This window comes from Streptomyces sp. NPDC059743, assembly GCF_042732975.1.
Taxonomy (GTDB): domain Bacteria; phylum Actinomycetota; class Actinomycetes; order Streptomycetales; family Streptomycetaceae; genus Streptomyces.
Map to the genome: position 1 here is coordinate 1299 of NZ_JBHWGS010000008.1, position 25266 is coordinate 26564.

Annotated in this window: 11 protein-coding genes; 4 read left to right on the forward strand and 7 right to left on the reverse strand. The window is 70.0% G+C overall.

Going from position 1 to position 25266, the window contains the following annotated elements; genetic code table 11:
* Positions 1-51: 51 nt before the first annotated feature.
* The 6 genes from ACFV6H_RS16310 to ACFV6H_RS16335 form a co-directional block, all read right to left on the reverse strand.
* A complete protein-coding gene (locus ACFV6H_RS16310) occupies positions 52-3171 on the reverse strand; it encodes a ThuA domain-containing protein (protein WP_385542157.1) in 3120 nt (1039 codons plus the stop codon).
* Positions 3172-3283: 112 nt separating this feature from the next.
* Positions 3284-4150 carry a sugar phosphate isomerase/epimerase family protein gene (locus ACFV6H_RS16315; protein WP_385542159.1) on the reverse strand — a complete coding sequence of 289 codons (867 nt, stop codon included), beginning with the start codon at positions 4148-4150 and terminating at the stop codon, positions 3284-3286.
* Positions 4147-5391, reverse strand: a complete 1245-nt coding sequence (locus ACFV6H_RS16320; protein WP_385542161.1) for an ABC transporter substrate-binding protein — start codon at positions 5389-5391, stop codon at positions 4147-4149. Before ACFV6H_RS16320 ends, ACFV6H_RS16315 begins: the two co-directional genes overlap by 4 nt.
* Complete coding sequence (locus tag ACFV6H_RS16325) at positions 5388-6395, reverse strand: ABC transporter permease (RefSeq protein ID WP_385542163.1); 1008 nt, start codon at positions 6393-6395, stop codon at positions 5388-5390. The genes ACFV6H_RS16320 and ACFV6H_RS16325 overlap by 4 nt, the downstream gene beginning before the upstream one ends.
* Entirely contained in the window at positions 6392-7408 is a 1017-nt protein-coding gene (locus ACFV6H_RS16330; RefSeq protein ID WP_385542165.1) for an ABC transporter permease, read from the reverse strand. The genes ACFV6H_RS16325 and ACFV6H_RS16330 overlap by 4 nt, the downstream gene beginning before the upstream one ends.
* Positions 7405-8895: a sugar ABC transporter ATP-binding protein gene (locus tag ACFV6H_RS16335; protein ID WP_385542167.1), complete on the reverse strand. Its 1491-nt coding sequence runs from the start codon at positions 8893-8895 to the stop codon at positions 7405-7407. The genes ACFV6H_RS16330 and ACFV6H_RS16335 overlap by 4 nt, the downstream gene beginning before the upstream one ends.
* Positions 8896-9060: 165 nt before the next feature.
* Here ACFV6H_RS16335 and ACFV6H_RS16340 point away from each other — a divergent pair, with 165 nt between their 5' ends.
* A complete protein-coding gene (locus ACFV6H_RS16340) occupies positions 9061-10275 on the forward strand; it encodes an ROK family transcriptional regulator (protein ID WP_385542169.1) in 1215 nt (404 codons plus the stop codon).
* Between the two features lie 72 nt (positions 10276-10347).
* On the opposite strand, the gene ACFV6H_RS16345 is transcribed toward ACFV6H_RS16340, so the two are convergent.
* On the reverse strand, positions 10348-13407 hold the full coding sequence (locus ACFV6H_RS16345) for a family 16 glycoside hydrolase (RefSeq protein WP_385542171.1): 3060 nt from the start codon (positions 13405-13407) through the stop codon (positions 10348-10350).
* A 336-nt stretch (positions 13408-13743) separates the two neighbouring features.
* Between ACFV6H_RS16345 and ACFV6H_RS16350 the strand changes: the two genes are divergently transcribed.
* The 3 genes from ACFV6H_RS16350 (at position 13744) to ACFV6H_RS16360 (ending at position 25047) form a co-directional block, all read left to right on the forward strand.
* Entirely contained in the window at positions 13744-14826 is a 1083-nt protein-coding gene (locus ACFV6H_RS16350) for a pyridoxal phosphate-dependent aminotransferase (protein WP_385542173.1), read from the forward strand.
* Entirely contained in the window at positions 14823-15896 is a 1074-nt protein-coding gene (locus tag ACFV6H_RS16355) for a methyltransferase domain-containing protein (protein WP_385542175.1), read from the forward strand. The genes ACFV6H_RS16350 and ACFV6H_RS16355 overlap by 4 nt, the downstream gene beginning before the upstream one ends.
* 154 nt (positions 15897-16050) lie before the next feature.
* Positions 16051-25047 carry an amino acid adenylation domain-containing protein gene (locus ACFV6H_RS16360; RefSeq protein ID WP_385542177.1) on the forward strand — a complete coding sequence of 2999 codons (8997 nt, stop codon included), beginning with the start codon at positions 16051-16053 and terminating at the stop codon, positions 25045-25047.
* The last annotated feature ends 219 nt before the right edge of the window (positions 25048-25266 follow it).

Consider the following 25266-nt stretch of genomic DNA (forward strand, 5'->3'; position numbering starts at 1 on the left):
CGCCCGGTGTGCTCACCGGGCGCGCGACGCGTGCGGTACCGCTGTGCGGGGCTACGAGGTGGTGAACTCGATCGCGTCCACGTCGAACGAATTGTTCTGCGAGGAGGTGAAGACCAGATACAGCTTGTGAGTGCCCGCGAGGGCCTCGACCGGGACGGGCGGCGTGGGCCGGTAGGTGTCCCAGCCACCGGTGTTGGGGACGGGTGTGGTGGCGAGGAGTGCGCCGTCGGGAGCGTCCGCGCGGAGTTCGATCGCGCCGACGCCGTACGGGGACGACAGTGTGTAGCTGACGCCGCCGATGCCCTCGACGCTCATCGGATCGAAGGCGATCCAGTCGCCGTCGCTGATGTCGCCGATGCGCTTGCCGTTCTCGGCGCCGGCCTGCGAGACCACCCGGGTGCCGGACTGCGCGTCGTAGTACTCGGCCTGCTTGTGCCTGGGCTGGAGGACGGCGCGGCCGTAGCCGGTGAGAGCGGAGGCTCCCGCGGCTCCCTTGTCCGTGTACTTGGCGTTGAGTACGTAGGTGAGGTCCGCGCCTTCGGGATGGCCGCCCAGATCACCGGTGTCGACGGTGCCTTCGCAGCCCGGGATGTCGGTGGTCGGATGCTCGTGGTCGTCGTGTCCGAGAGCCGGATTGACCGTGACCTTGGAGCAGTCGACCGGCCCGTCCTCCGGATCGGTGACCGTGACCTTGTAGGGAATCCTGTCCCCGAAGGTGATGAGCTTGCCGTTGACCGGGAAGTCGATGGTCACCTCCGGCGCGGTGTTGCCCGCGGTGACCGGGATATTGGCGTAGCCCGATCTGCCGGTGGAGTCGGTGACCTTGAGCTGGGCGGTGAAGTCCCCGGCGGTGGTGTACGTATGAGTGGGCGCCGCCTCGGTGGAGTCATAGGTGCCGTCACCGTCGAAGTCCCACGCGTAGCTCAGCGCGTCACCGTCCGGGTCCGTGCTGCCCTCGCTGGAGAAGGCGACTTCTAGCGGAAGTGGCCCGTTCGTGGCGGAGGCCGTGGCCTTGGCGACCGGGATGCGCTGCCCTTGGGCGTAGTCGACGCGGTACAGGCCCGAGTCGTTGTTGCCGCCGCCGAAGGAGCTGCCCCATTCGAGGACGTACAGCGAGCCGTCGGGCCCGAAGGTCATGTCCATCGGCTTGTTGAACGGCACCGAGGACAGAAAGTCGTTGATCTTGAGGAGCTTTCCGTCGGTGTCGAACCGGATCTCCTTGACATAGTTGCGCGACCACTCGTAGAAGAAGCTCGCTCCCTCGAAGTAGGCGGGAAACTTCGTCGTGGACGGGTTCGCGGGGTCGTAGTGGTAGACCGGGCCGCTCATCGGGGCCGAGCCGCCCGAGCCCATCTCCGGGAACTCCTCGGAGGCGCCGTAGCCGTACCAGAGCTCCGGCAGTGTCAGATCCGGCAGATCGGTGAGCCCGGTGTTGTTGGGCGAGGGATTCGTCGGGTTCGCGCAGTCGAACTTGGCGCCGACCTCACCGGTGTCCGGGTTGTACGGGGCGTACGCCTGGTTGTCGCCATGACAGAACGGCCAGCCGAAATTGCCCGGCTTCTTGATGACGTTGTACTCGACGAGGCCCTCGGGCCCTCTGTCGGTGGCCGGGGCTCCTCGGTCGGGGCCGTAGTCGGACACATGGACGTATCCGGTCTTCTGGTCGACGGTGAAGCGGAACGGATTGCGGAAGCCCATCGCGTAGATCTCCGGGCGGGTCTTCTTGGTGCCCGGCTTGAAGAGGTTGCCCTTGGGGATGGTGTAACCGCCGCTCCGTGTGGGCTTGATACGCAGGATCTTGCCGCGCAGATCGTTGGTGTTGCCCGCGGTACGCGCGGCGTCGAGCATCTGCTTGCCCGGGCGCCAGTCGATCGGCGCGTAGCCCTGCCAGTCGGGATCGAGGTTGGGCGGAACATCGTCGCCGACACCGAGATAGAGGGTGCCGTCCGGGCCGAACTCGACGGCGCCGCCGGTGTGTCCGGGTTCGGGGAAGGTACGGTCCCGGTACGCCGGAACATCGAGGAGCTTCTTCTCGCTGGCCGGATCGAGTGTGCCGTTCTTGATGGTGAAGCGGGAGAGACGGTTGATGTCCTGTGTGGCTCCGGCCGGCGAGTGGTACAGGTAGATCCAGCCGTTCCTGGCGAAGTCCGGATCGAGCTCCATGCCGATCAGACCGTCCTCGCCGCCGGTGTAGACGTCGAGCGTGCCCGCGGTGACGGTGGAGTGGGCCTCGGGATCGAAGATCTTCACTTCGCCGCTGCGCTGGATGTAGAGGACACGGTCGTCCTCGGCGACGTCGAGCTCCATCGGATCGGCGGTGTTGTCATCGAGGGTGACCTTCTCGTAGCCGCTCCAGACGGTGCCGCCGCAGTCGCCCGCCTCGTTGCCCGCCGCCCACTTCAGTCCGCCGATCACATGGTCCCGGAAGAAGGCCTCGCTGTAGGCCGGAGTGTCATGGCCCATCGCGGTGGCCCAGACCTTGCCGCCCTGGGTGGTGCGGCACCAGGAGATGGGATGGTCGGCGCCCATCGCGGAGCCGCCCGGATCGTACGTAGTCTCGTCGGCGGTGACCAGGACATGCACATCGCCACGGGGATTGCGGTCGAAGTTGTACCACTCCTCCGGGCGCTCCCAGCGCTCGGGCAGGCCCTTGGTGGACGGGTGGACACGGTCGGCGACCTTGGCCGTTCCCTGGAGCACGCCGGGGGAGTGGGCCGGCATATGCACACCGCCGTTGATGGTCTCGTCCCACCACGGGAACTGTTCCTCGACGCCCATGTCGAGTGTGTTGTGGATGGCGACGACGCCCTTCCCACTGCGTACGTAGCTCTCCATCGCGTCGCGCTGTGCGTCGGTGTCCCAGACCATGCCGGAGTTCTGCAGCATGACGATGGCGTCGAAGTCCTTCAGCGTCTCGTCGTCGAAGACGGCCGGATCGGCACTCTGGACGATCTCGAAGCCGTTCTCGGCCGCTTCCTCCTCGAACATCTCGATGCCCGCGGGGATGGAACCGTGGACGTATCCCACGGCGCGGGTGAAGAGCAGAGCACGGAAGGCGGGTTCGTCGCTGTCGGCGGTGGCGGCGCCGGCGGGAATCGCGGCGAGCGCGAGGAGTAACGCGCTCGCCGAGGCGACGACCGCCCTTCTTATGCCGCGAGCATGACGGCTCATTACCGGTCCTCTCTGGAGGGAGTTCGGTGTGCGGGTGCGGGTGCGGGTGCGGGTACGGCAGAGGCCAAGGCGGCTACCGGCCAAGGCAGTTACCGATCAAGGCAGTTACCGATCAGTGGGCGTCGAGAGCCCGTCGGAGGAAGGCGAGGCCCTCGGTGGCGATCCCGTCCTGAGTGGGAGCGAGAGGGCGCCAGACGGACGCGGCGACGGCGATCGCGTCGTTGTGCGCGGTGAACGACTCGATGCACAGAGCACCTCGGTAGTCGCTCACGTCCAGCGCGGTGAGAAAGCCGGCCCAGTCGAGATGGTCGGCACCGGGAGTGCCACGGTCGTTGGCACACACCTGGACGTGGACGATACGGGAGCCGGCCTCGTGGACGGCGGCGGGCAGACCGCGCTCCTCGATGTTCTGGTGGTACGTGTCGAGAGCGATACCGATGACCGAGGCGTCGAGGCCGTCGAGGGCCGCGAGAGTCTGGCCGACGGTGTTGAACAGGGAGGTCTCGTACCGGTTGAGCGGTTCGACGCCGATCCGTACTCCCGCGGCGCGCGCGTGGCCGACGACGGGCGCGAGGTTCTCCCTCAACTCTGCGCAGGCGCCAGCCCGTTCCGCGGCGGTCATCCGCCACGTACGCCCGACGGCCGTGTACACCGGGCCGGCGACGACCGGAGCCGCCACCGCGTGAGCCGCGTCGACACACCGCAGCAGATAGTCCTGGGTGGCCCGTACGGTGCCGGGATCGGTCCGTACGAGATTCCGTCCGGGCGGCATGACCGCGATCACGGCCGCCGGAGCGAGCCCGGTCGTCTCCAGCAGTTTGGCGGTGGCCGCGGGATCCCAGTCGTCGGCCTGCTCCAGCGGCAGTTCCACACAGTCGAAACCCCAGCCGGCCAGCCTCGGCAGGACCTCGGCGAGGGCGGCGTTCCCGACGGGAGAGTGCCAGATCCACGGATTGGCGCCGAGCGGGAACCGCGTCATCCCTTGCCTCCCCATGCCTCGGGGAACCCGGGCAGACCGGCACAGCCGCACATCGCGTAGTGCAGTGGCGGCATGCCTGGCTGGAGATACTCGTCAAGATTGTCCTCGGTGACGGAGGGCTGCGGGAGCTTCCACTCCTTGGGGACCTGCTGCCCTTGAAGGATCTTCAGAGCGGCTATGACCGGTGTACGCCACTGGAAGGTCGGATACGCCGGAGCGATCGCGGTGAGCTTCTTGTCCTTCCACGCCTGGAGGAAGTCCTGCTGGTCCTCACCGGTGATGGGCGGTACGTCCTGGCCCGCGTCCTCGAACGCCTCCACCGCGGCCACGGCGGTCGCGCCGGAGTCCATCCACACACCGTCGACGGAGCCGTGCCGCGTCAGCGCGTCGCTGACGACCGCCTTGGTCCTGGCCGGATCACCATCGGTGAACTTCACGTCCACGACGTCGAGTTCACTCTTGTCGAAGGCGACCTCCGCGGCCGACCAGCGGGTCTCCAGCACATCCACACCGGGCGAGATACGCAGGGCGAGGATCTTGCCTCCGGGCCTGACCTTCTCGACGAGGAAGTCGGCGGCGACCGCGCCGTACGCGTAGCCGCCGACCGGATTGATGAAGGTGACCGCGCAGTCCGTCTCCACACCGCGGTCGAAGACGATGACCGGCACCTCGGCGCAGGCCTGCTCGACGGCGGGAGTGAGCGTGGCGGTGGTGTTCGGGGAGACGATCAGGGCGTCGCAGCCCTTGCCGGTGAGCTCCTGGATGTCGGAGATCTGCTTGTCGTCCTTGCCCTGCGCGTCGAGGACGGTGAACTCGGTGATCTCCTCGTGCAGCCCGACCTCCGCCTTCATGTTCTTCAGGCCGACCTGGCGCCAGGGATTGAAGACACCGGCGTTGGAGAAGCAGAGGTGGACACCGCCCGCCTTCTCCTTCTTGTATCGCGCGGTGTCGATGAACTCCGGGCTGAGCATCTGTTCCCACGGCTTGTCGGCGGGTCCCTGCGGCTTCTCCTTCGCGAGGGCCAACTGACGCTCGTACTCGGCCTGTTCGAAGAACTCCGACCGCTTTCCGCCGCCCGATCCGTCCGCCGTGGCGGAAGAGCCGCCGGTGGCGGCTGGTGTGTCCGGTGGTGTGTCGCTCGTACAGGACGCGAGGAGGCCCGTCGCGAGCAGGGCGGCGGCGGCCGAGGTGAGGGCGCGGACGCGGAGCGGCCTTCCGCGCGGAGGGCGGGACGCTGTCATAACGGTTGTCCTTCCGAGGGGTTCGTACGTCGGCGGCGCAGCCGGGACCAGTCGGCGGCTCCCAGCCCGACGGCGGCGATGACGATGCATCCTTGGACGGTGGACTCCAGCGCGCCGGAGACGCCCTGGAGATTGAGCAGGGTGAACAGCGCCTGCAACGAGAAGGCGCCGGCCATGGCGGCGACGATGGAGCCGCGCCCGCCGCCGAGTACGACTCCGCCGAGGACCACGGCCGTGATGGCCTCGAACTCATAGCCTCTGCCGGCCTGGGCGGAGACGCCCGAGAAGCCGCCGACGAGGACCGCGGCGGTCGCCGCGGCGATCCCGGAGAGGACGAAGGCGATGATCCGGGCCCGGGCGACACGCACTCCGGCGAGGGCCGCGGCGCGTTCGCTGTCGCCGGTGGCGAGGAGCGTACGGCCGAAGTCCGAGCGCATCAGCAGCACGGCGGCGGCGCCGGCGACAAGACAGACGATCACCGCCCAGGGCAGCCAGCCGAACGCGGAGCCGCGCCCGAGCTGGCGGAAGGCGGCCGGCAGGGCGCCCTGCGGAGAGCCGCCGGTCCAGAAGAAGACCGCGCCTTCGAGGATCAGCATCATGCCGAGCGTGGTGATGAACGACGGCACACGCAGGGCCGTGGTGATCAGCCCGTTGACAAGGCCGGCCGCTCCGCCCGCGACGAGCAGCAGGGCGGTGACGAGCGGCCAGGGCGCATCCGGGAACGAGGCGTACAGTTCGGCGGCGACCACGACACCCGCGGTGACGACCGCTCCCACGGACAGGTCGAACTCGCCGCAGACGATGACCAGATACTGGCCGGCGGCGAGGATCACGAGAGGCGCGGCGCGTTTGACGAAGGAGAGGAAGCGGTCGGGCTCGTAGAAGCCCGGATCGGTGAAAGCCAGCGCGGCCAGTAGCACGGCGAGGAGTACGTAGACGGGGGCGCCGGTGCCCAGCGCCCGTACGACACGCCTGCCGTGGTGGGTGACGGTTGCCGTGGTCATGCGGTCGGCGCTCCCTTCGTGGCACGGCGGGGCCGGGCGTAGACGGCCACGGCCGCGATGATGACGACACCGCGGAGCACGTTCTTGAAGAACGGGTCGACGGCGAGCTGGTTGAAGACACTGTCGAGAACGGCGAGGACGAGAACACCGCCGAGCGTTCCCGCCACTCCGCCGCGACCGCCGGCCAGCGCGGTGCCGCCGAGGACCACCGCGGCGATCGATTCGAGGTCGTAGCGGGCTTCCGTACCCGCCCAGGGCGCTCCCGCGCCGAGGCGCGCCGCGAGGAAGAGCGCCGCCGCGCCGACGCACAGCGAGCAGATGACATGCGCGACGACGACGGTACGGCGGGTGCGGACGCCCGAGAGCCGGGCGGTGTGCTCGTCGCCGCCGGTCGCGTACATGTGATGGCCCAGACGGGTACGGCGGGTGATGAACCACACCGCGCCGGCCACCGCCGCGAGGAGGAACACCGAGACGGGCACCGGACCGACGCGGTCGTAGCCGAGATGCTGGAAGGAGGCCGGTACCTTCCCGGCGGGCCCGGTGTAGTTGTCCTCGATCCAGCCGCGCAGGATGAACGCCGTGCCCAGCGTCGCGATGAACGCGTTGACCTTCAAGCCGGTGACGACAAGTCCGTTGGCAAGCCCGACGGCGGCCGACAGGGCGAGGACGGCGATCACGGCCGTCACGACGCCGCCGCTCGCCATGGTCTCGGCGGCGACGAGTGTGCCGAGGCTGATGAGATAGGCGACCGACAGGTCCAGCGAGCCGGTGAGGATGACGGCGGACTGGCCGACGGCGACGAGGCCGAGCGCGACGCTGTTCTGGAGGATCGTGACCACATTGGTGGTGGTGAGGAAGTCTCCGCCGCGGGCGGCGACGACGATCCAGCCGAGGACGGTGACGGACAGCGCCGCGAGCCAGACTCCGACGACGGGATCGCCGAGCCGTGACCGGCGCGGGCGGGCGGCGGCTCGGGGCGCGGCGAGCGGCCTGGGATCGGTCGCGGTCACGCGGCGTCCTCCTGTCCGCCGCGGCGGCCACCGGTGGCGAGCCGCATGATGCTCTCCTCGTCCGCGCCGGCGGGTAACTCGCCCACGAGACGGCCCTCGGACATCACCAGGATCCGGTCGCTCATACCGATCAGCTCGGGGAGTTCGGAGGAGATGATCAGTACGGCGAGTCCTTCACGGGCGAGTTCCCGTACGAGCGTGTGGATGGCGGCCTTGGCGCCGATGTCGACACCGCGTGTCGGCTCGTCGAACAGGAGTACCTGGGGCCGGGCCGCGAGCCACTTGGCGATGACGACCTTCTGCTGGTTGCCGCCCGAGAGATACAGCGCCTGCTGGTCCTCGCCACGGGCCTGGAGGCGTACGCGTTCGAGGAGCGCCGTGATCTCCCGGCCTGTCGGCGGTCCGCCGCGCGGAGGGACGGCCCGGGTGACGAGCAGCGCGTTGTCCCGCACGGACTGGTGCAGCGCGAGGCCCTCCGTCTTGCGGTCCTCGGTGACCAGCGCGACACCGGCGCGGATGGCCTGGCGCGGGCGGCGGGGCCGCAGCGGGCTGCCGCCGACGGTCATGGTGCCCGTGGTGAAGGGAGCCGCGCCGAACAGGGCGCGCGCCAGTGACGTCCGTCCGGATCCCTGGAGGCCGGCGACGCCGACGACCTCTCCCGCCCGCAGGGTCAGGTCGATGTCATGGATGCGGGCATTGCCGCCGCCGGTGACCGTGAGCCGCTCCGCTCCGATCTCCTCCGGGCGGGCACGCGGCGGATAGTAGGCGGTCAGCTCCCGCCCGACCATGCTCCGTACCACCTGGCCGGCGTCGGTGTCGGCGGTACGCAGTGTGGTGACGCGGTGGCCGTCCTTGAGGATGGTGATACGCCGCGCGAGGCCGAAGACCTCCGGCAGGCGGTGCGAGATATAGAGAACGCCGAGGCCGCGCGCGGTGAGTCGGCGTACGAGCGCCGCGAGGAGTTCGCTCTCGTGGTCGGCGAGAGGCGCGGTGGGTTCGTCCATGACAAGGATCCGGACATCGGAGGCGAGGGCCTTGGCGATCTCGACGGTCTGCCTGCGTGCAACTGTCAGGTCCCTGACAAGCATACGCGCGGTGATACCGGTTTCGTCGATCTCGGCGAGGAGCTCACCGGTGCGGCGCTCCATGGCCTTGCGGTCCACGAGTCCACGGCGGACCGGTTCACGGCCGAGGAAGACGTTCTCGGCGACGGTGCGGTGCGGAAGGAGCGCGAACTCCTGGTGGATGATGCCGATTCCGGCGGCCTGCGCCTGCGCCGGGTGCGTGAAGGTGTGCGCGGTGCCGTCGATCGTGATGGCGCCGGAGTCGGGGACGTGCTCGCCGGCGAGGATCTTCATCAAGGTGGACTTGCCGGCGCCGTTCTCGCCCACCAGGGCGTGGACTTCACCCGGTTCGAGGTCGAGGTCCACATCGTGGAGCACCCGTACTCCCAGGAAGCTCTTGGACACGCCTTGCATGGTCAGCATCGGCCGGCTCCTCGGTCAGCGGTCTGCTGTGCAGAGTTGTGACTCACCTTTGGCCTGTCAAGAGTCCAAGAGGCAGTATTCCCAAGGGAGTTGACGGTGACTTAGGACGGCAGACGAACAGCGGACGCCTTGTGAGCAGCGAAAGTCGTCCCTAGGGTGACTGTCATGCCTGTGCCGTCGGATCACAGCGGTTCCGCTCACAGCGGTTCCGCCGCCCACTCGCCCGGCGAGGTGCTGGCGCTGATCAGTTCCGGAGCCGTGACGACGCGCGCGGACATCGCGCGGATCACCGGGCTGGCCCGCTCCACGGTCTCCCAGCGGGTGGACGCCCTGATCGCGCACGGCCTGGTCGATGAATCGGCCCCGGCGCCCGGCGACTCGACCGGAGGCCGCCCGCCGCGCCGGCTCCAACTGCGCACCGCCGGACACCTGGTGGCCGGTGTGGACCTCGGTGCCTCGCACTGCGCGGTGGCTCTGACGGACATCGCGGGAGCGATGCTGGCCACGCACAAGGAGCCGCTGTCGATCGCGGACGGTCCGGAATCGGTACTGCGCCGGGTGGAGCGGGCGCTCCAGGCGCTGCTGAAGGAGACGGGACGGGATCCGCGGACGCTGCGCTCGATCGGTGTCGGCGTACCGGGACCTGTCGAGTTCTCGACCGGCCGTCCCATCGATCCGCCGATCATGCCGGGCTGGCACCAGTATCCGATCCCGGACTTCTTCGCCTCGCGCTTCGGAGTGCGGGCGCTGGTCGACAACGATGTGAATGTGATGGCGCTGGCCGAGCAGCGCCGCGCGTTTCCCGACACCCGCTTTCTCCTCTACATCAAGGTCGGTACGGGCATCGGCTGCGGCATCGTGGCCGACGGCCGGCTCCACCGCGGCGCCCAGGGCAGCGCCGGCGACATCGGACATATCCAGGTCGGGGACCAGACGGAGCCGTGCCGGTGCGGCAATACCGGCTGTCTGGAGGCGGTGGCGGGCGGGGCCGCGCTCGCGGCGAAACTGGCCGGTCTCGGGCTGGACGCGGCCTCGGGCAGCGATGTGGTGCGGCTGGTGACCTCCGGCAACCGGGACGCCGTACGCATGGTGCGTGAAGCGGGCCGGGCCGTCGGCGAGGTCCTGGCGGGACTGGTGAACTTCTTCAATCCGGACACGGTGGTGCTCGGCGGCGCCCTGGCCGCCGTGCACGACCAACTCCTCGCCGGAGTACGGGAGGCGGTGTACCGGCGCTCGCATCCGCTGGCCACCCGGGTGCTGCGGATCGAGCCGAGCCGTACGGGCGAGAACGCCGCGGTCATCGGCGCCGGGATACTCGCGGCCGAGCAGGCCATGTCACCGTCCCAGGTGGACCGCAGACTGGCGCGGGCGATGGCCTGACCGGGCCGGCCATCGCCCACGCGACGGTCGGCCCAGGTCAGGTCGGTCCGAGCCGGTTCAGGTCAGTCCACGTCAGTCCAGCGGTTCGATCCACAGGTTCCTGAAGCGGACCTTGTTGCCGTGGTCCTGGAGCCGGATCGCTCCCGTCGCGGCCGATTCGGCGTCACCGCTGCCGGTCGGGCCGTCCACGGCCACGTTGTCGTGAACCTTTGTGCCGTTCCACACCACGGTGATTCTGGCGTCCTCCGTCTTGTTCCCCGCGGCGTCGAAACGGGCCGCGCGGAAGACGATGTCGTACGTCTGCCAGGTCTCGGGCGCGGTGCCGGCGTTCAGGTCCGCGGCCTTCTTGTTGTAGATCGACGCGGCCTCGTTCGCGGCGAGTTTTTCCACACCGAACGAGTCCAGGATCTGGATCTCGTACCGCTCCTGGAGATAGATACCGCTGTTGCCGCGGTCCTGGCCGGTGACGTCCGGCGGCAGCTTCGGCACCCGGAACTCGGCGTGCAGCCTGAAGTCGCCGAAGGACTGCTTGGTGCGGATGTCGCCGCAGCACACCTCGACGGAGTTCTCGGCGGTGCGCGGCCATTCGACACCGCGGCCGTCGGTGTGCTGCCAGGCGGAGGAGATGCTGCCGCCGGAGAACAGGTCGATACGGCTGCCGAGCCGGCGTACCTCGATCATGTCGAGGTTGACATGGCCGGTGTCCTCGGGCCGGTAGGTGTACGTGATGGTGTTACGGCCTTTGCGCAGGTCGAACCGTTCAGTCTGCGTGGACCAGCGGTTCCAGGCGCCGGTGGAAGGAAGGCTGATCTGCCGCGTCTGCTCGCCGTTGACGCCTGCGCCGATCGTCTTGGTGCCGGTGAAGGGATGAGGGCCGTTGGCGTAGCGCAGACCCACGTCGTAGGTGCCCTTGGCCGGGACCTCTACCTCGAAGGTGGCGGTGGCGCCCTGGGTGCCGAAGCCGTCGACAAAGCCGCCGCCCGTGTAGCCGGCGTGCTCGGTGTCGATGTCCGCGCCGCCGGAAAGACGCGCGGACTCGGCGTCGTACGACGTGACGGGCTCCTCGGGTCCTGGCCGCGCGTTCAGGGTGTACCAGGCCTCGGTGGACCACAGTTGCTCGCCGTCGGCCGAGGCGAACGGGCGCGGCGAGCGCACATGCACCACCCGGTCGGTCTTCAGCCCGGGGATGGAGAGCCGGACCGTACGGCGGTCCTTGGAAATCCGGGCGTTCGCTACGGGCAGGCTCTCCTCGTCCACCTTGGGACCGCCGTACGCCGGCGTGGGAACGTAGCGCCACTGCTCCACGGAGTAGCCTCCGCTCGTCAAGGTGGCGGCGGTCTCCTCCGACAGAGGCTTCGTATAGGTGAGTTCGAAGCCGTCGCGGGTGGCGCGCATGGTCTTGATGTCGAAGACGTTCGTGCCGTTCGGAGCGAGTTTCTGAAGGCCGAAGCGGAGTTTCCCTTCCTGGCCCCAGTTCCCGTCCGCGCCGAGGCCGCCGGCGTAGATCGCACCGTCCGGTCCCGTGCTGATACGGGTGATACCGGCCTCCAGGCCCTGCGTATGGCGGAACACCGCGCCCTGGTACTCGCCGTCCACCTTCTCCAGATCGGCGCGCTGGATTCCGCCGTAGGTGACATCGCCGAAGAGCATCTGACCGGCGAAGATGCCCTTCTTGACCACCATCGGTGTGCTCGGCGAGTTCGCGATCTCGTTCTGCGGCAGCCAGAGCACCGGCTTGGTGGCCGCGCGGTCGTCGAACGGCCCGTCCGGATTGGTGTAGTGGTTGAAGAACCGGCCCTGTTTCACCTGGACGAGCTTGGAGGCGGGCAGCCAGCCGCCCTGGTTGTCGGTGACGAAGAGCTCGCCCTCCGGGCCCCACCCGATCCCGTTCGGCGTACGGAGACCGCCCGCCAGATAAGTGACCTTTCCGGTCTTCCTGTTGACCTTGAGGGTGGTGCCACGGTTCGCGGCCGGCTGCGGATCGGTCGTCGCGCCACCGTAGTTGATGGCGACCGAGAGATTCAGATAGAAGTCTCCGCCTTTGTAGAGCAGCCCGAAGGCGAATTCATGGAAGTTGCCTCCGTACGGCCAGGACGCGACCTTGCGGGTGGTGTCGGTGATGTCGTCGCCATCGGTGTCGGTCAGCTCGGTCAGCTGGTGTTTCTCCGACACATACAGCTTTCCGTCGACGTATTTGATGCCCATCGGCTCTTTCAGCCCGTCGGCGATCTTCTTGTACGTGACCTTCTCCGGTCCGGTGTCACCCGTGACACCGTCGAGGAGGTAGACCTCTCCTACGGTGTTGTCACTGCCGCCCCAGGTCGTGACGGCGAGCCGGCCGTCCGGCAGCCAGTCCATGGCGGAGACCTGCGGCTCGAAGCCCTCGGGACGCAGATCGCTCAGCGTGTAGCCGGGATTGACGGATGTCAGCGGGAGGCCGTCGCCCGGCGTGTCGTAGCGGCCCTCGCACTCCTTGCGGCCGGGAGCGGTGACACGGACCACGCCGGCGTCGGTGCTGAGCACGGAGTTCGGGACGAGAGTGAATTCGGTGGCGCCCGGCGGCTTCCACTGGAGCGTCACCTGCTGCTCGCCGCCACGGTCGAAGTGATCGATGTGGAGCGCGTGGTAGCCGGAGGTGAGAGTGATCTCGCCGTCCTTGGGCTCGGCGCCGTGCAGTCCGTCGTGGTCGATGACCTGCTGGTCGCCGATGAGGAGACGGGAGCCGTCATCGCTGATCAGACGGAAGGCGTATGTGCCGTCGGCGGGGATCTCGACGTTGCCGATGATCTGCGACATGAAGTTGTCGGTGAAGCCGAAGCCCTCGGTGGAGGACCAGTCGACCGTGGGAATCAGCTTGTCGACATTGGGCGTCTGGGCCGGCTTCAGGTCGCAGAGCTCGCTGAGCGGCGACTGGACGTCGAAGACGCGGAGGGTGACGCCGGGTTCCTGAGGCGGCAGTTCCGCGGGAGCCCTCGACTCCGCCGCGGCTCTCGTCTCCGCGGAGGCGCTCGTCCCGGCGCCGGCCGCGGGCGCGGCGAGACCTCCGGTGATGAGGGCGGCGAGGAGTAAACCGGTGATGGTCCGTGGTCCGCGTCGGCTGTGTCGGGCGCTCTGGTACTCGTGTGGCTGCACTCGTCCTCCTGCTGGTGTGCTGCGAGTGGGCGGGGCCTGGGCGGCCCGCGTCCGCGGAGTGGAGTTCGTACACGTACCGGCGGTGCGGTGGCGGAGTTCCGCCGCGCTCCACGCAGACTTCTGCGCGAGAACGACGACCAGAGTAGGGACGGCGCACCGGACCGTCCATACTTTGTCCTCAACGAGGAAAAACTGACCGGGCGTTGACACCGGCACTCGGCCGAAACATTTGATCTTCGTGCCGTGGTCGTCAATTCATCCGTCCCCGCAGGGGAGTTCACCTGGAGCCGAAACTCTCCGGTGGCTGCGGAAATACCCCCATGGGACGGAATGAGTATGCAAAGCGCTGTTCACGGAGGGACCTCCGGTCTCCGTCTCGACTGGAACGAGTGCGCCACAGGTCCCTCTCCGGCGGCGGTCGCCCGTGTCGTCGCGGGCGCGGGCGAACTGCACCGGTATCCGCGCGGGCTGCTGGGTGAGGTGACCGAGGCCGTTGCCCGGGAGAACGGCGTGGAGGCGGAGTCCGTACTCCTGACGAACGGTGTGGACGAGGCCGTCGACCTCGCGCTGTCCCTGGTCGACACCGCGTATTTCGTCTCGCCCGGCTTCGACGGCTATCTGGACCGGGCCCTGGTGCTCGGTCGTACGGCTCGGGCGATCCCGCTGGACGAGCAGTGGGAACCCGTACTCGATCCCGCCGAACTCGGCCATGGGAGCGCGCTGTTCCTCGCCCAGCCGCACAACCCGACCGGCCATCTGTTCCGTTCCGAGTGGGTCGACGCGGCGGTCGCCGGCGCGGAGGTGGCCTTCCTCGACACGACATACGCCGACTTCGCCGCACCGGACGTACGCGGTGTGCTGACCGATCCGTATCCACTCGGCAGCCATCCCGGGCTGCTGCTGTTCCGCAGCTTCTCCAAGAGCCACGGCCTGGCCGGTGTACGGCTCGGCGCGCTGATCGGCGCGCCCGGGCTCATCTCCCGGCTGCGGTCCCGGCAGCGCTTCCACTCCGTCAACTCCATCGCTCTGCACGCCCTGGCCGGTTCCCTCGAAGATCCCGGGCACCGGCTGCGGCTGTGTGCCCAGGTGCTGGCGGACCGTCCTCGGTACGTCGAAGTGCTCGGCGCGCACCCGGTGTTCGCCGAGGTGCGCGACACGCACACCAACTTCGTCGTCGCCCGCTGCCGGGACGGACTGTCCTCGGCCGACGTCGCCGGGCGACTGGCCGACCGGGACGTATGGATAAAGGACTGCGGGCCGCTCGGCCTGCCCGGATGGCTGCGTATCTCCGTCGGCACCCTCGATGACCTCGATCGGCTCGTCCACGAGCTGAGCGCGATCGATCCCGCGCACACACCGCCGCACACCACGTCCCCCGCTCCCGACCTCGCCACCAGCACGTTGGAGAACGTTTCATGAACGACGCCACCGCCGTACCGACCGACTTCGAGCACCGGCTGGTCGAGGCGATCCAGCCCATCCGCCAACTCGCGCTCGCCCACGCGCTGTACACCGTGATGGACAGCGGAGTGTACGAGACGCTCACCGCGGAGCCCGGCCTCACCTCCGCCGCCCTCGCCGAACGGCACGGATTCGACGCCGAGCGGTTCGCCGGTCTCTGCCTCTACCTCGCCAACGAGGGCTATCTCGCCCGGCGGACCGGAGGCGCGGACGAAGGCTGGCATCTCACCGACAAGGCGGCGGCCCTCGCGCCGTTCCAGCCCTGGTACACGCTTCTGGTCGGCGGGTACGCGCAGACGTTCGGCCAGCTCGGCGACGTACTGAAGAAGGGCGCTCCGTTCGCGAGCCGTGACGGCGCCAAGGTGGGCGCCGGATCGTGCGGGATGAGCATGTTCGACGCGCTGCCGCTGGCCGACCGGCTGCTGGACACACTGCCCGGCGAAGGCCTCACCGTGGTCGACCTCGGCTGCGGGGACGCGGCGTTCCTGACCGAGCTGGTCCGCCGGCGTCCCGGCCTGCGCGGTGTGGGCATCGAGCCCGACGAGGTGGGCAGCCGGCTGGCGGCCGAGCGCGTCGAGGCCGAGGGACTGTCCGACCGGATCACCATCCACCGGGGCCGGGCGGCCGACGCCGCGAGCCTCGAACTGCCCACCGACGGCGCCATCTGCTTCCTGACCGCCTTCGTACTGCAGGAGATGCTGGAGCAGGAGAGCGAGGCGGCGGTCGAGGAGCTGCTGCGCAAGACCATGGAGAACCACCCGGGCGCCCACTGGCTGGTCATCGAGGTGGACCACCAGCTTGACGATCCGGGCACCATGGCCCACGCGCTCGGGCTCTCGTACTACAACCCGTACTTCCTGCTGCATGTCATCACCGAACAGCGGCTGGAGAAGCGCGCGTTCTGGGACGAGCTCTTCGGCCGGGCGCAGCTGGCGGTGGTCGACTTCGCGCATCCGGACCGGCGCGTCGATTCCACCGCGCTCGAACTGGGCTATCTGCTGGCCGCCCGGAACACCGACGCCGGCTGACGGCTGAGCCCTGCCCGCCGGGCATTGGCCGTTGGCCTTTGACGCCGGCCGCTTGTTGCGGCGTCCGCCCGCCTGCCTGGCCGCGCCCCGCACCGTCCCACCTCGCGTTTCGAGCCCTGCTCCGCCCATCACGTCCCGAAGCCAAGGAACCGCCGTGCCCGTCCCACCGTCCTCCACCCTGCTGCCTCCTCCCGGACCTGTTCCTCCTCCTCCCGGACCTGATGGCCCGTCGGCCGTTCCCGGCGTGCTGGCGGCCGTCGCCCGGCACGCGCACGGTCGTCCCGACGACATAGCGGTCACCGACGGTACGGACGAGCTCTCGTACGGGCGGCTGTACGCACTGGTCCGCCGCTACGCCGAGGAGCTGCGGCGCTCGGGCGTCCGGCCGGGCGACAGCGTCGGTCTGTGTGCCCGGCGCGGCCCGGCCACCGTGGTGGCCATGCTGGCTCTGCTGCGGGCCGGCGCCGCGTTCGTACCGCTCGATCCGGACGACCCGGCCGAGCGGCTGCGGTCGATCGCCGAGCGTGGCGGTGTCGGCGCGGCCGTCTCTCCCGGGCGCTGGGCGGCGGAGTTCGAGCGGGCCGGGCTGCGTGTGCTGCCGCCCGTACCGCCGCTCGGTACGGACACGGCGCGGCCGGACGACGACGGCGGCGGTGGGCCGGGAGACGGCGGCGGTGGGCCGGGAGACGGCGGCGGGCCCGCGGTCGTGGCGGACGCCGATCCGGACGATCTCGCGTACATCATCCACACCTCGGGAAGCACCGGACAGCCCAAGGGCGTCGCGATCCCGCGACGGGCCCTGGACCACTTCAGCCGGGAGATCGCCGCCGGGTACGGTCTGTCGCCCGGTGACCGGGTGCTCCAGTTCTCCTCGATCTCCTTCGACGGCAGCATCGAGGAGATCTTCCCGCCGCTGTACGCGGGCGCCACCGTCGTCGTACGGGACGAAGGGACGCTCGCGTCGCCGGGCGCGTTCCTCGACCGGTGCGGTGAACTGGGCCTCACCGTCCTGCACATACCGACCGCGTACTGGCACGAGGTTGTCGACGCCATGGTCCACGACGGTCTGCGGCTGCCCGGCCCGGCCCGTATCGTCAGTGTCGGCGGTGAGGAGATCCGGCAGGACCGCGTTGCCGACTGGCGGCGGCTGCACGCCGGCTCTCCGGTACGCCTCGTCAATGTCTACGGTCCGACCGAGACCACCGTCGTCGCGACCTGGGACGATCTGGCCGGACCGCTCGCGGCGGTCCGCGCCGTGGACGCGTCGGCGACGATCGGCCGCCCGCTGCCGGGCGTGCGGATACGGATCGTCGGAAGCGACGGTCCCGTCGCCCAGGGCGAGGAGGGCGAGCTGCACATCGGCGGCCCGACCGTCGCCGCCGGATATGTGAATCTGCCCGAGCTGACCGCCGAGCGGTTCGGCACCGGCCCGGACGGCGTCCGTTACTACCACACCGGTGACCGGGTACGGCAGTTGTCCGACGGCAGCCTTGTCTATCTGGGCCGGATGGACCGGCAGATCAAGGTGCGCGGCTTCCGCGTCGAGCCCACCGAGGTCGAGCAGGTGCTTCTCGCGGATTCCCGGGTCCGCGACGCCGTCGTACGGTACGACGCCCGACGGGCCACGCTCGTCGGCTATCTGCTGCCCGCCGCAGAAGCCTCGCCCGTGCCGTCCGCCTCGTCCGCGTCGTCCGCGCTGACGGATCTGGATCTGGCCGAGCTGACCGCGTACCTCTCGGACCGGCTGCCCGCGTACGCGGTCCCGTCCCGGCTCGTACCGGTCGAGGCGTTCCCGCTCAACTCCCGTGGGAAGGTGGACGCCGAGGCGCTGGCCGCGCTTCCTTTCCGCCCAGCCGGTGCCGCCTCCGGCTCCGGGACGCCGGAGGCCCTGACCGGTACCGAAGGGACGCTCGCGGACCTGATCGCCGATGTGCTGGGCGTGGAGTCGGTCGGTGCGGACGACTCCGTGTTCTCGCTCGGCGCGAACTCGCTGACCGCGATCCGTATCGTCACCAGGATCGAGCGCGCGTTCCGCGTCCGGTTCACTCTCGCGGACCTGTACGCGAATCCCACGGTGGCGGCGCTGTCGGCCCTTCTGGCGGAGGCCGAGCCGAACACCGCTCCGGACCTCGGGGAGTCCGGCACCGGCACCGGAGCGGACACTGACGACCGGCTGCCGCTCACGCCGTTCCAGCAGGACGCCTGGCTCGCCGAACAACTGCACCCGGGCACGCCCATGCACACGCTCGGGCTGCGCTACCGCGTCACCGGCCCCGTGGACGCCGCCGCCGTCACCGCCGCACTTCGGCAACTGGCCGAGCGGCACGAGGCGTTGCGCGCGGTCTTCGACCAGTCGGACGACAGACCGCTGATGGCGTTCGGCGGACGGACGCCGGACATCGAGGTCTCCGTCCACGATCTGAGGGAACTGCCCGCCGGTCAGCGCGAGATCCGGCGCGGCGAACTCGCCGGCGCGCGCGGCCGTACCGTACTGGACCTCGCTACCGGCCCGCTGCTGGCGGCCACTTTGCTGCGGCTGGACAACGATGTCTGGGAACTCGTCGTCGCCGTGCACCACTTGGTCTTCGACGGCTGGTCCGCCTCCGTCCTCGCCGACGACCTCGCACACCTCCTCGCCGGTGCCCGGCCCGCCCCGGCCGGCCGCTTCTCGCCGCATCTGCGCCGGGCACGGCGGTCCGCGTCGGACCCGGCCCGGCGGGCCGCCCTGCTGAGCCACTGGACCGACCGGCTCGACGGGATCGACACGGACGTGGAGGTACCGGCCGACCGGCCTCGTCCCGCCGTGCGGTCCTTCACCGGTGCCAAGATCGAACACCGGCTGGACCCGGCACTGCTGAGCCGCGTGGACGAAGCGGCCCGCGCGTCCGGGACCACGACGCACACCTTCGTCCTTGCCGCTCTCCAGACGCTCGTCGCCCGGCTGACGGGCCGCACCGACATCACCGTGCTCGCGCCGGTCGCACACCGCGACGATCCGGACAGCGAGCGCGGTGTGGGCGCCTTCATCAACATCCTTCCGCTGCGCACCGATCTCTCCGGTGATCCCGACTTCCGGACGGCGCTGCGCCGCGCGACCGAAACGGTCGTGGACGCGCTCAGCCATCCGGACCAGTCACTGTCCGAGCTGGTACGCGCCCTGCCGGTGACGCCTCGCGCCGACCGCGGACCGCTCACCCAGGTGATGCTGATCGTCGTCAACACACCCGCCTCGGTGGCCCGGCACGGCGCGATGACCGTGGAACACCTCGGCGACACCTTCCCGGGAACCACGAAGCTCGACCTCACCGTCACCCTGGACTTTCCGGCCTCCGGCCCGGTGCTGTCGGTGGAATACGCCACCGAGCTGTTCGACCGCACCACCGCACAGCGGCTGCTCGAAAACCTGCTGACGCTGCTGGCGAGCGCGCTGGACGAGCCCACCGCCGCGATCAGCCGCCTTACGCTGCTGTCGCCGGAGCGGCGCCAGGAGGTGCTGGCCGCGGGCCACGCGGCGACGGCCTCGGCGGACGGGCGGCAGGGCGCTTCGGCCGTACCCGGGCAGGGCGGTGTGCACACCTTGTTCGAGGAACACGCCCGCCGCACTCCGGACGCACCGGCCGTCACCCACGGCGGTCCGCACTGGAGCTACGCCCGGCTGGACCGGGAGGCCGACCGGCTCGCCCGCCGGCTGCGCGCCGCCGGAGTCACCACCCGCGACCGGGTCGGTATCCATCTGCCACAGGGCCCGGCGGTGTACGCGGCGGTGCTCGCGGTCTGGAAGGCGGGCGCGGCGTACGTACCGCTCGATCCCCGCTATCCGGCCGAGCGACTACGCCACATGTTCACGGACAGCGGTGCGCGCGCCCTGCTCACCGACGGGCCGGGCGATCCGGCCGGATTCGCCGCACCGGACGGCGTCCCGGTCATCCTCACCACTGGAGCCGAAACCGAAACCGAAACCGAAACCGGAGCCGAGGCCGAGGCCGACGCCAGAGCTGGAGCCGAGGCCGCCGACCTGGACGCCGACGTGGACACGGACGCCCCGGGGACACCGGCCGCCCTGGCCGGACAGCAGGTCACGGCAGCCGACCCGGCGTACGTCCTCTACACCTCCGGCACCACCGGCCTGCCCAAGGGTGTCGTCGTCTCGCACGGCAACCTCCACCACGCCGTCGCCATGTGGCGGGAGGCGTACGGGCTGACGCCCGGGATGTCCCATCTCCAGGCCGCCAACTCCTCGTTCGACGTCTTCGTCGGCGAGACTTTGCGCGCCCTCGGCACCGGCGGCCGGATCGTCGTCTGCCCGCACGAGACACTGCTCGACCCGGACGCGCTGTACGGGCTGCTGCGCGACGAGAAGGTCAATGTCGCCGAGCTCGTACCGACCGTGCTGCGCGGCCTCCTCGATCACGCCGAGTCCCGGCCGGGCGCCGGGCAAGGAGCGCCGGAACCGCTGCCCGAGCTGCGGCTGCTCGCCGGCGGCGCCGAGAAGTGGTACGTCCACGAGTACCGTCGCGCCCTCGCCCTGGTCGGCCCGGGCGGACGGGTCGTCAACTCGTACGGTGTCACCGAGGCCACCGTCGACAACGCCTACTTCGAGGGCGACGTCAGCGGCGAACCGGCGCAGGCGCCGCTGCCGATCGGCCGTCCGTACCCGGGCAACCGGCTGTACGTCCTCGACGCGCACGGCCGTCCGCTGCCCTTCGGCGTCCCGGGCGAGCTGTGGATCGGCGGCCCGGGTGTGGCCACCGGCTACCACGACCGGCCCGGCCTCACCGAGGAGCGCTTCCGTCCCGACCCGTTCGATCCGGTTCCCGGCAGCCGGATGTACCGGACCGGTGACGGCGCGCGGCTGCGCGCCGACGGCGTGATGGCGTTCCTCGGCCGCCTGGACGACCAGGTCAAGATCAACGGTCATCGCATCGAACTGGACGAGGTGGAAGCGGCGCTGGCCGCCCAGCCCGGTGTGCGCGCGGCGGCGGTCGCGGTCCGTCCCGACAGCCGGGGCATCGCCCGGCTCGTGGGCTACGCCGTCCCGGTGGACCCGGCGCAGCCGCCGACCGCGGAGGCGCTGCGCCGAGGAGTCCAGGAGATCCTTCCGCACTACGCGATACCCGCCAGGACGGTGATCCTGTCCGCGCTGCCGCTCAGCGCGAACGGCAAGGTGGACCGCAAGGCGCTGCCGCAGCCTCCCGAGGAGCTCGACAGCGGCGCCCGGACCGAGCCGCGTACCGGCACCGAGAAGGAACTCGCCGCCCTCTGGGGCGAGGTGCTGGGCCGCGAGCGGATCGCGTTGAACGACGGCTTCTTCGATCTCGGCGGCGACTCCTTCGCCGCCCTGCGCCTGGTCCGCCTGGTCGAGCAGCGGTGCGGTGTCCGGGTCGCGCTGCTGGACCTGTACCGCAACGCGACGGTCGAGCGGCTCGCCGAGCACATCGCTCAGCGCACCGGCGCCATGACCGGCGCCATGAACCCGGTGGATCCGACGCGGGCCGGGACAGCCGGCGTCGGCGGCGAGGGATCGCTGCTCCAGCGGCTCACGCCGGACCGCGCACGCCCAGCGACGGCCACTCTCGTCTGTATCCCGTACTCGGGCGGCCAGGCGCTCGCCTTCGAGCCGGTCGCCAAGGCGCTGCCGGACGACTGGTCGCTGTACGCGCTCCAGAGCCCGGGCCGCGACTGGAGCCGTCCGGACGAGGAGGCGCTGCCGTTCGACGAACTGATCGACCGCTGTCTGGACGAGATGCGTGAACTGCCGGGCCCGGTCTATCTGTACGGGCACTGTCACGGCTCGGCGATCACTCTCGAACTGGGTATGCGGGCCGAGGCCGCCGGCCTGCCGCTGGCGGGTGTGGCGATCGGCGCGATGTTCCCGATGGCCCGGCTGCCCGGACGGTTCTTCGACTGGGTGTACCGGCACTTCCCGGTCGACCGGCTGGTGTCGGACCGCGCCATCCTGGAGGAGATCCGCGCGCTGGGCGGCGGGATGTCGGAATTCGAGGATCCGGCGGAGTACGCCTTCGCGATGCGCTCGGTACGTCACGACGAGCGCGGCTCCGAGCACTACTACGCCCGGACGCTCAGCCGGGGCCGGGACCAGGTGCTGAAGGCTCCGCTGCTGAGCGTGGTCGGCTCCAAGGACCGTGTCACCGAGCTGTACACCGAACGCTTCCGCGAGTGGGAGCACTACGCGGACGACGTCGAACTGGCGGTGATCCCGAAGGCGGGCCACGGCTTCCTCAAGCACCAGGCGGTGGAACTGGCGGAGGAGCTGGCGACCTGGGCCGGGCGCAGAGCCGAACCGGACGTCTCTTCGGAGGCTCCCGCAGATCCCGACTCAGGGACGCAGGACCTCGCGGATCCCGGCTCACGGACGCAGGACCCCGCAGCGGTGGAGACCGCGCGGATGCCGCGTACCGCGCGGATGCCGCGTACCTCACGGATGCCGCGTACCTCACGGACAGCACCGCTTCCGGCCGCCGCCCGTCCGGAGCCGGCCGGGCCCGAACCGAGCCTCGGCCGGTTCTCGGCCGTCGCGGCCGGGCAGTTCGTGTCGACCGTCGGCAGCGCGCTGAGCCAGCTCGTCATGAGCCTGTGGGTGTATCAACGGACCGGCCAGGTAACCGCCTTCGCGTTTGTCGCCGCGGTCTCGCTGCTGCCCGGCCTGCTGGTCGGACCGCTCGCCGGTGTGGTGGCCGACCGCTACGACCGCCGGAAGGTGATGCTCTTCAGCGATCTGGCCGCCGGACTCTCCGTACTGGCGATGATCGGGCTGATCACCGGTGACCGCGTGAGCATGCCCTATGTGTATCTGCTCTGCGGACTGACCTCCGTCACCAGCGCCTTCCAACGGCCCGCGTATCTGGCCGCCGTGGCCCAGCTCGTACCGAAACCGTTCCTCGGACACGCGGGCGGTATCACCCAGCTCGGTACGGGAGCGGGCGCGCTGTTCGCGCCGATGCTCGGCGCCGGTCTGCTGAGCGTCGTCTCGTTGCCCGTGATCCTCCTGATCGACCTGGCCACCTTTGTGGTGGCCGTGGCCACGCTGCTGCTGGTCCGCTTCCCGGACCGGCTGTTCCGCCGCCGCGAGGAGCCCGTTCGCTCGGAGATGCTGAACGGCTGGCGCTACATCACCCGGCGGCCCGGACTGAAGTCCGTCCTCTGGTACTTCGTGGTCGACCACTCCCTGTACGCCGTCGGGTTCGCGCTGATCACTCCGCTGGTGCTGATCGAGTACGACACCGCCACTCTCGGCGTGGTGCTCAGCGGCGGCGGCCTCGGCGCGCTGCTCGGCTCCCTCGCCATGAGCGTGTGGGGCGGTACGCGCCGCCGTACCGACGGCATGCTCCTGTTCATGGGCGCCAACAACCTCGGGCTGCTGGTGATCGGGCTGGCCGGCCGGCCGTGGCTGCTGGTCGCGGGCATGTTCGGCATGGCGTTCACCGAGTCGCTCATCAACGGCCACTGGATCGCGCTGCTCCAGCGGAAGGTCGGCCTTGAACTCCAGGGCCGGGTACTGGCGATCTTCATCACGGTCGTCACGGCCACCATGCCGCTCGGCTATCTGGTCGTCGGGCCGCTGGCCGACCATGTCTTCCGTCCGATGCTCATGCCGGACGGCGCGCTGGCCGGCTCCTTCGGAACCGTGCTGGGCACGGGCCCGGGCCGTGGCCTCGCCCTGGTCATCGTCGTCAGCGGTCTGCTGCTCACGCTCTGGACCGTACGGGCCTGGTTCAACCGCAAGCTGCGCTTTGTCGAGGACGTTCTGCCGGACGCGGTCCCGGACCCGGAGATCGAGGACCGCGACACCGAGCAACGGCGCGCGGACGAGAGGCTGCTGCGGGCGGTCGGCGGCCTTCCGCCGACCGGGCCGACTGCCGTAACGGCTCCCGCTGCCGCTTCGACGACGGCGGAGGAGGAGTGGCTCGACACCTGGCGTACGGTGTACGACACCTCGTACGCCGGCTCTTGGGACGCGATGGGAGAGGACTTCACCGGCTGGGACAGCAGCTACGACGGATCGGCCATCCCCGTCGCGGAGATGCGTGAGTGGCGGGACGCCACCGTCGACCGCATCCTGGAGACCCGCCCGCGCCGGGTGCTGGAGATCGGCGTCGGCAGTGGAGTGTTCCTGGCGCGTATCGCGCCGCACTGCGAGAAGTACGTGGGCACCGACCTGTCGCCGGTCGCCGTCGAGACTCTCGACAGACAGCTCGAAGCGCATCCCGCGCTCCAGCAGCGCGTGGAGCTGCGAGCCCAGCCCGCGCATATCACCACCGGGCTGCCGGACGGCTACTTCGACACCGTGGTCATCAACTCGGTGGTCCAGTACTTCCCGAGCGGCGACTATCTGACCGGTGTGCTGACGGGCGTGCTGCGCCTGCTGGCTCCGGGCGGCCGGGTCTTCATCGGCGATGTCCGCAATCTGCGGCTCCAGGAGTGCTTCACCAGCGCGGTGCAGCAGCGGCGGGCACTGGCAGGAACGGACGCGGCGACGCGGCGCGCCCTGGTCGACCAGGCGATGGAGACGGAGAACGAACTGCTCCTGGATCCCGCGTACTTCACGGCCTTCGCCGAGCGCTCCGGCGGTGTGGTCGCCGTTGACGTACGCACCAAGCGAGGCGCGGCCCACAACGAACTGAACCGCTACCGCTACGACGTACTGCTGGCCACGGCCCCGGCCGATGTCGTCCCGATGGCCTCCGTGCCGACGCTCGCCTGGGGCACCGAGGTGACGAGCCTGGACGACCTCGCGGCTTGTCTCGCGCGGACGCTTCCGCTCCGTGTCACGGGAGTGCCCAATGCCCGCCTGCGGGAGGACCTCGCCGCGCTGGACGAGCTGTCCGCCACCGGCACCGGCACCGACATCGGGACCGGCGCCAGGACCAGGCCGTCGGCCCCGGATCCGGAGGAGTTCCACCGCCTGGGCGACCGCCTCGGCCACTGGTCGGCGACCACCTGGTCGCCGACGGACGACGACTGCCTGGACGTGGTGTTCGCACCGCGCGCCGACATCGAGGGCCGCTGCGTCACGGGCCTCTTCACGCCGTCGTTCACAGCGTCGTCCACGCCGTCGACGGAGACGGACCGGGCAAGCCGCCCGCTCACCAACATCCCAGGCGGCACACCGGTTCCGGCGGGAGCCCGCTAGGCCGTGTCTGACAAATAGCGTCGTCCGCCCGCAGGGCGGGGCTCACGGCGTCTGGTGCGTGCGATCGCAAGGCGGAGGGTCATCCTCGTACTGGACGTACTTGGATGAGCCCGACAACGCGGCGAGCGTGCGTGCCAGGCGTCGTGAGCCAGACGGGATTTGTCAGACACGGCCTAGAGCCTCAACGTTGCGCCGCCCTTGCGGCAACTTGATGGAGTG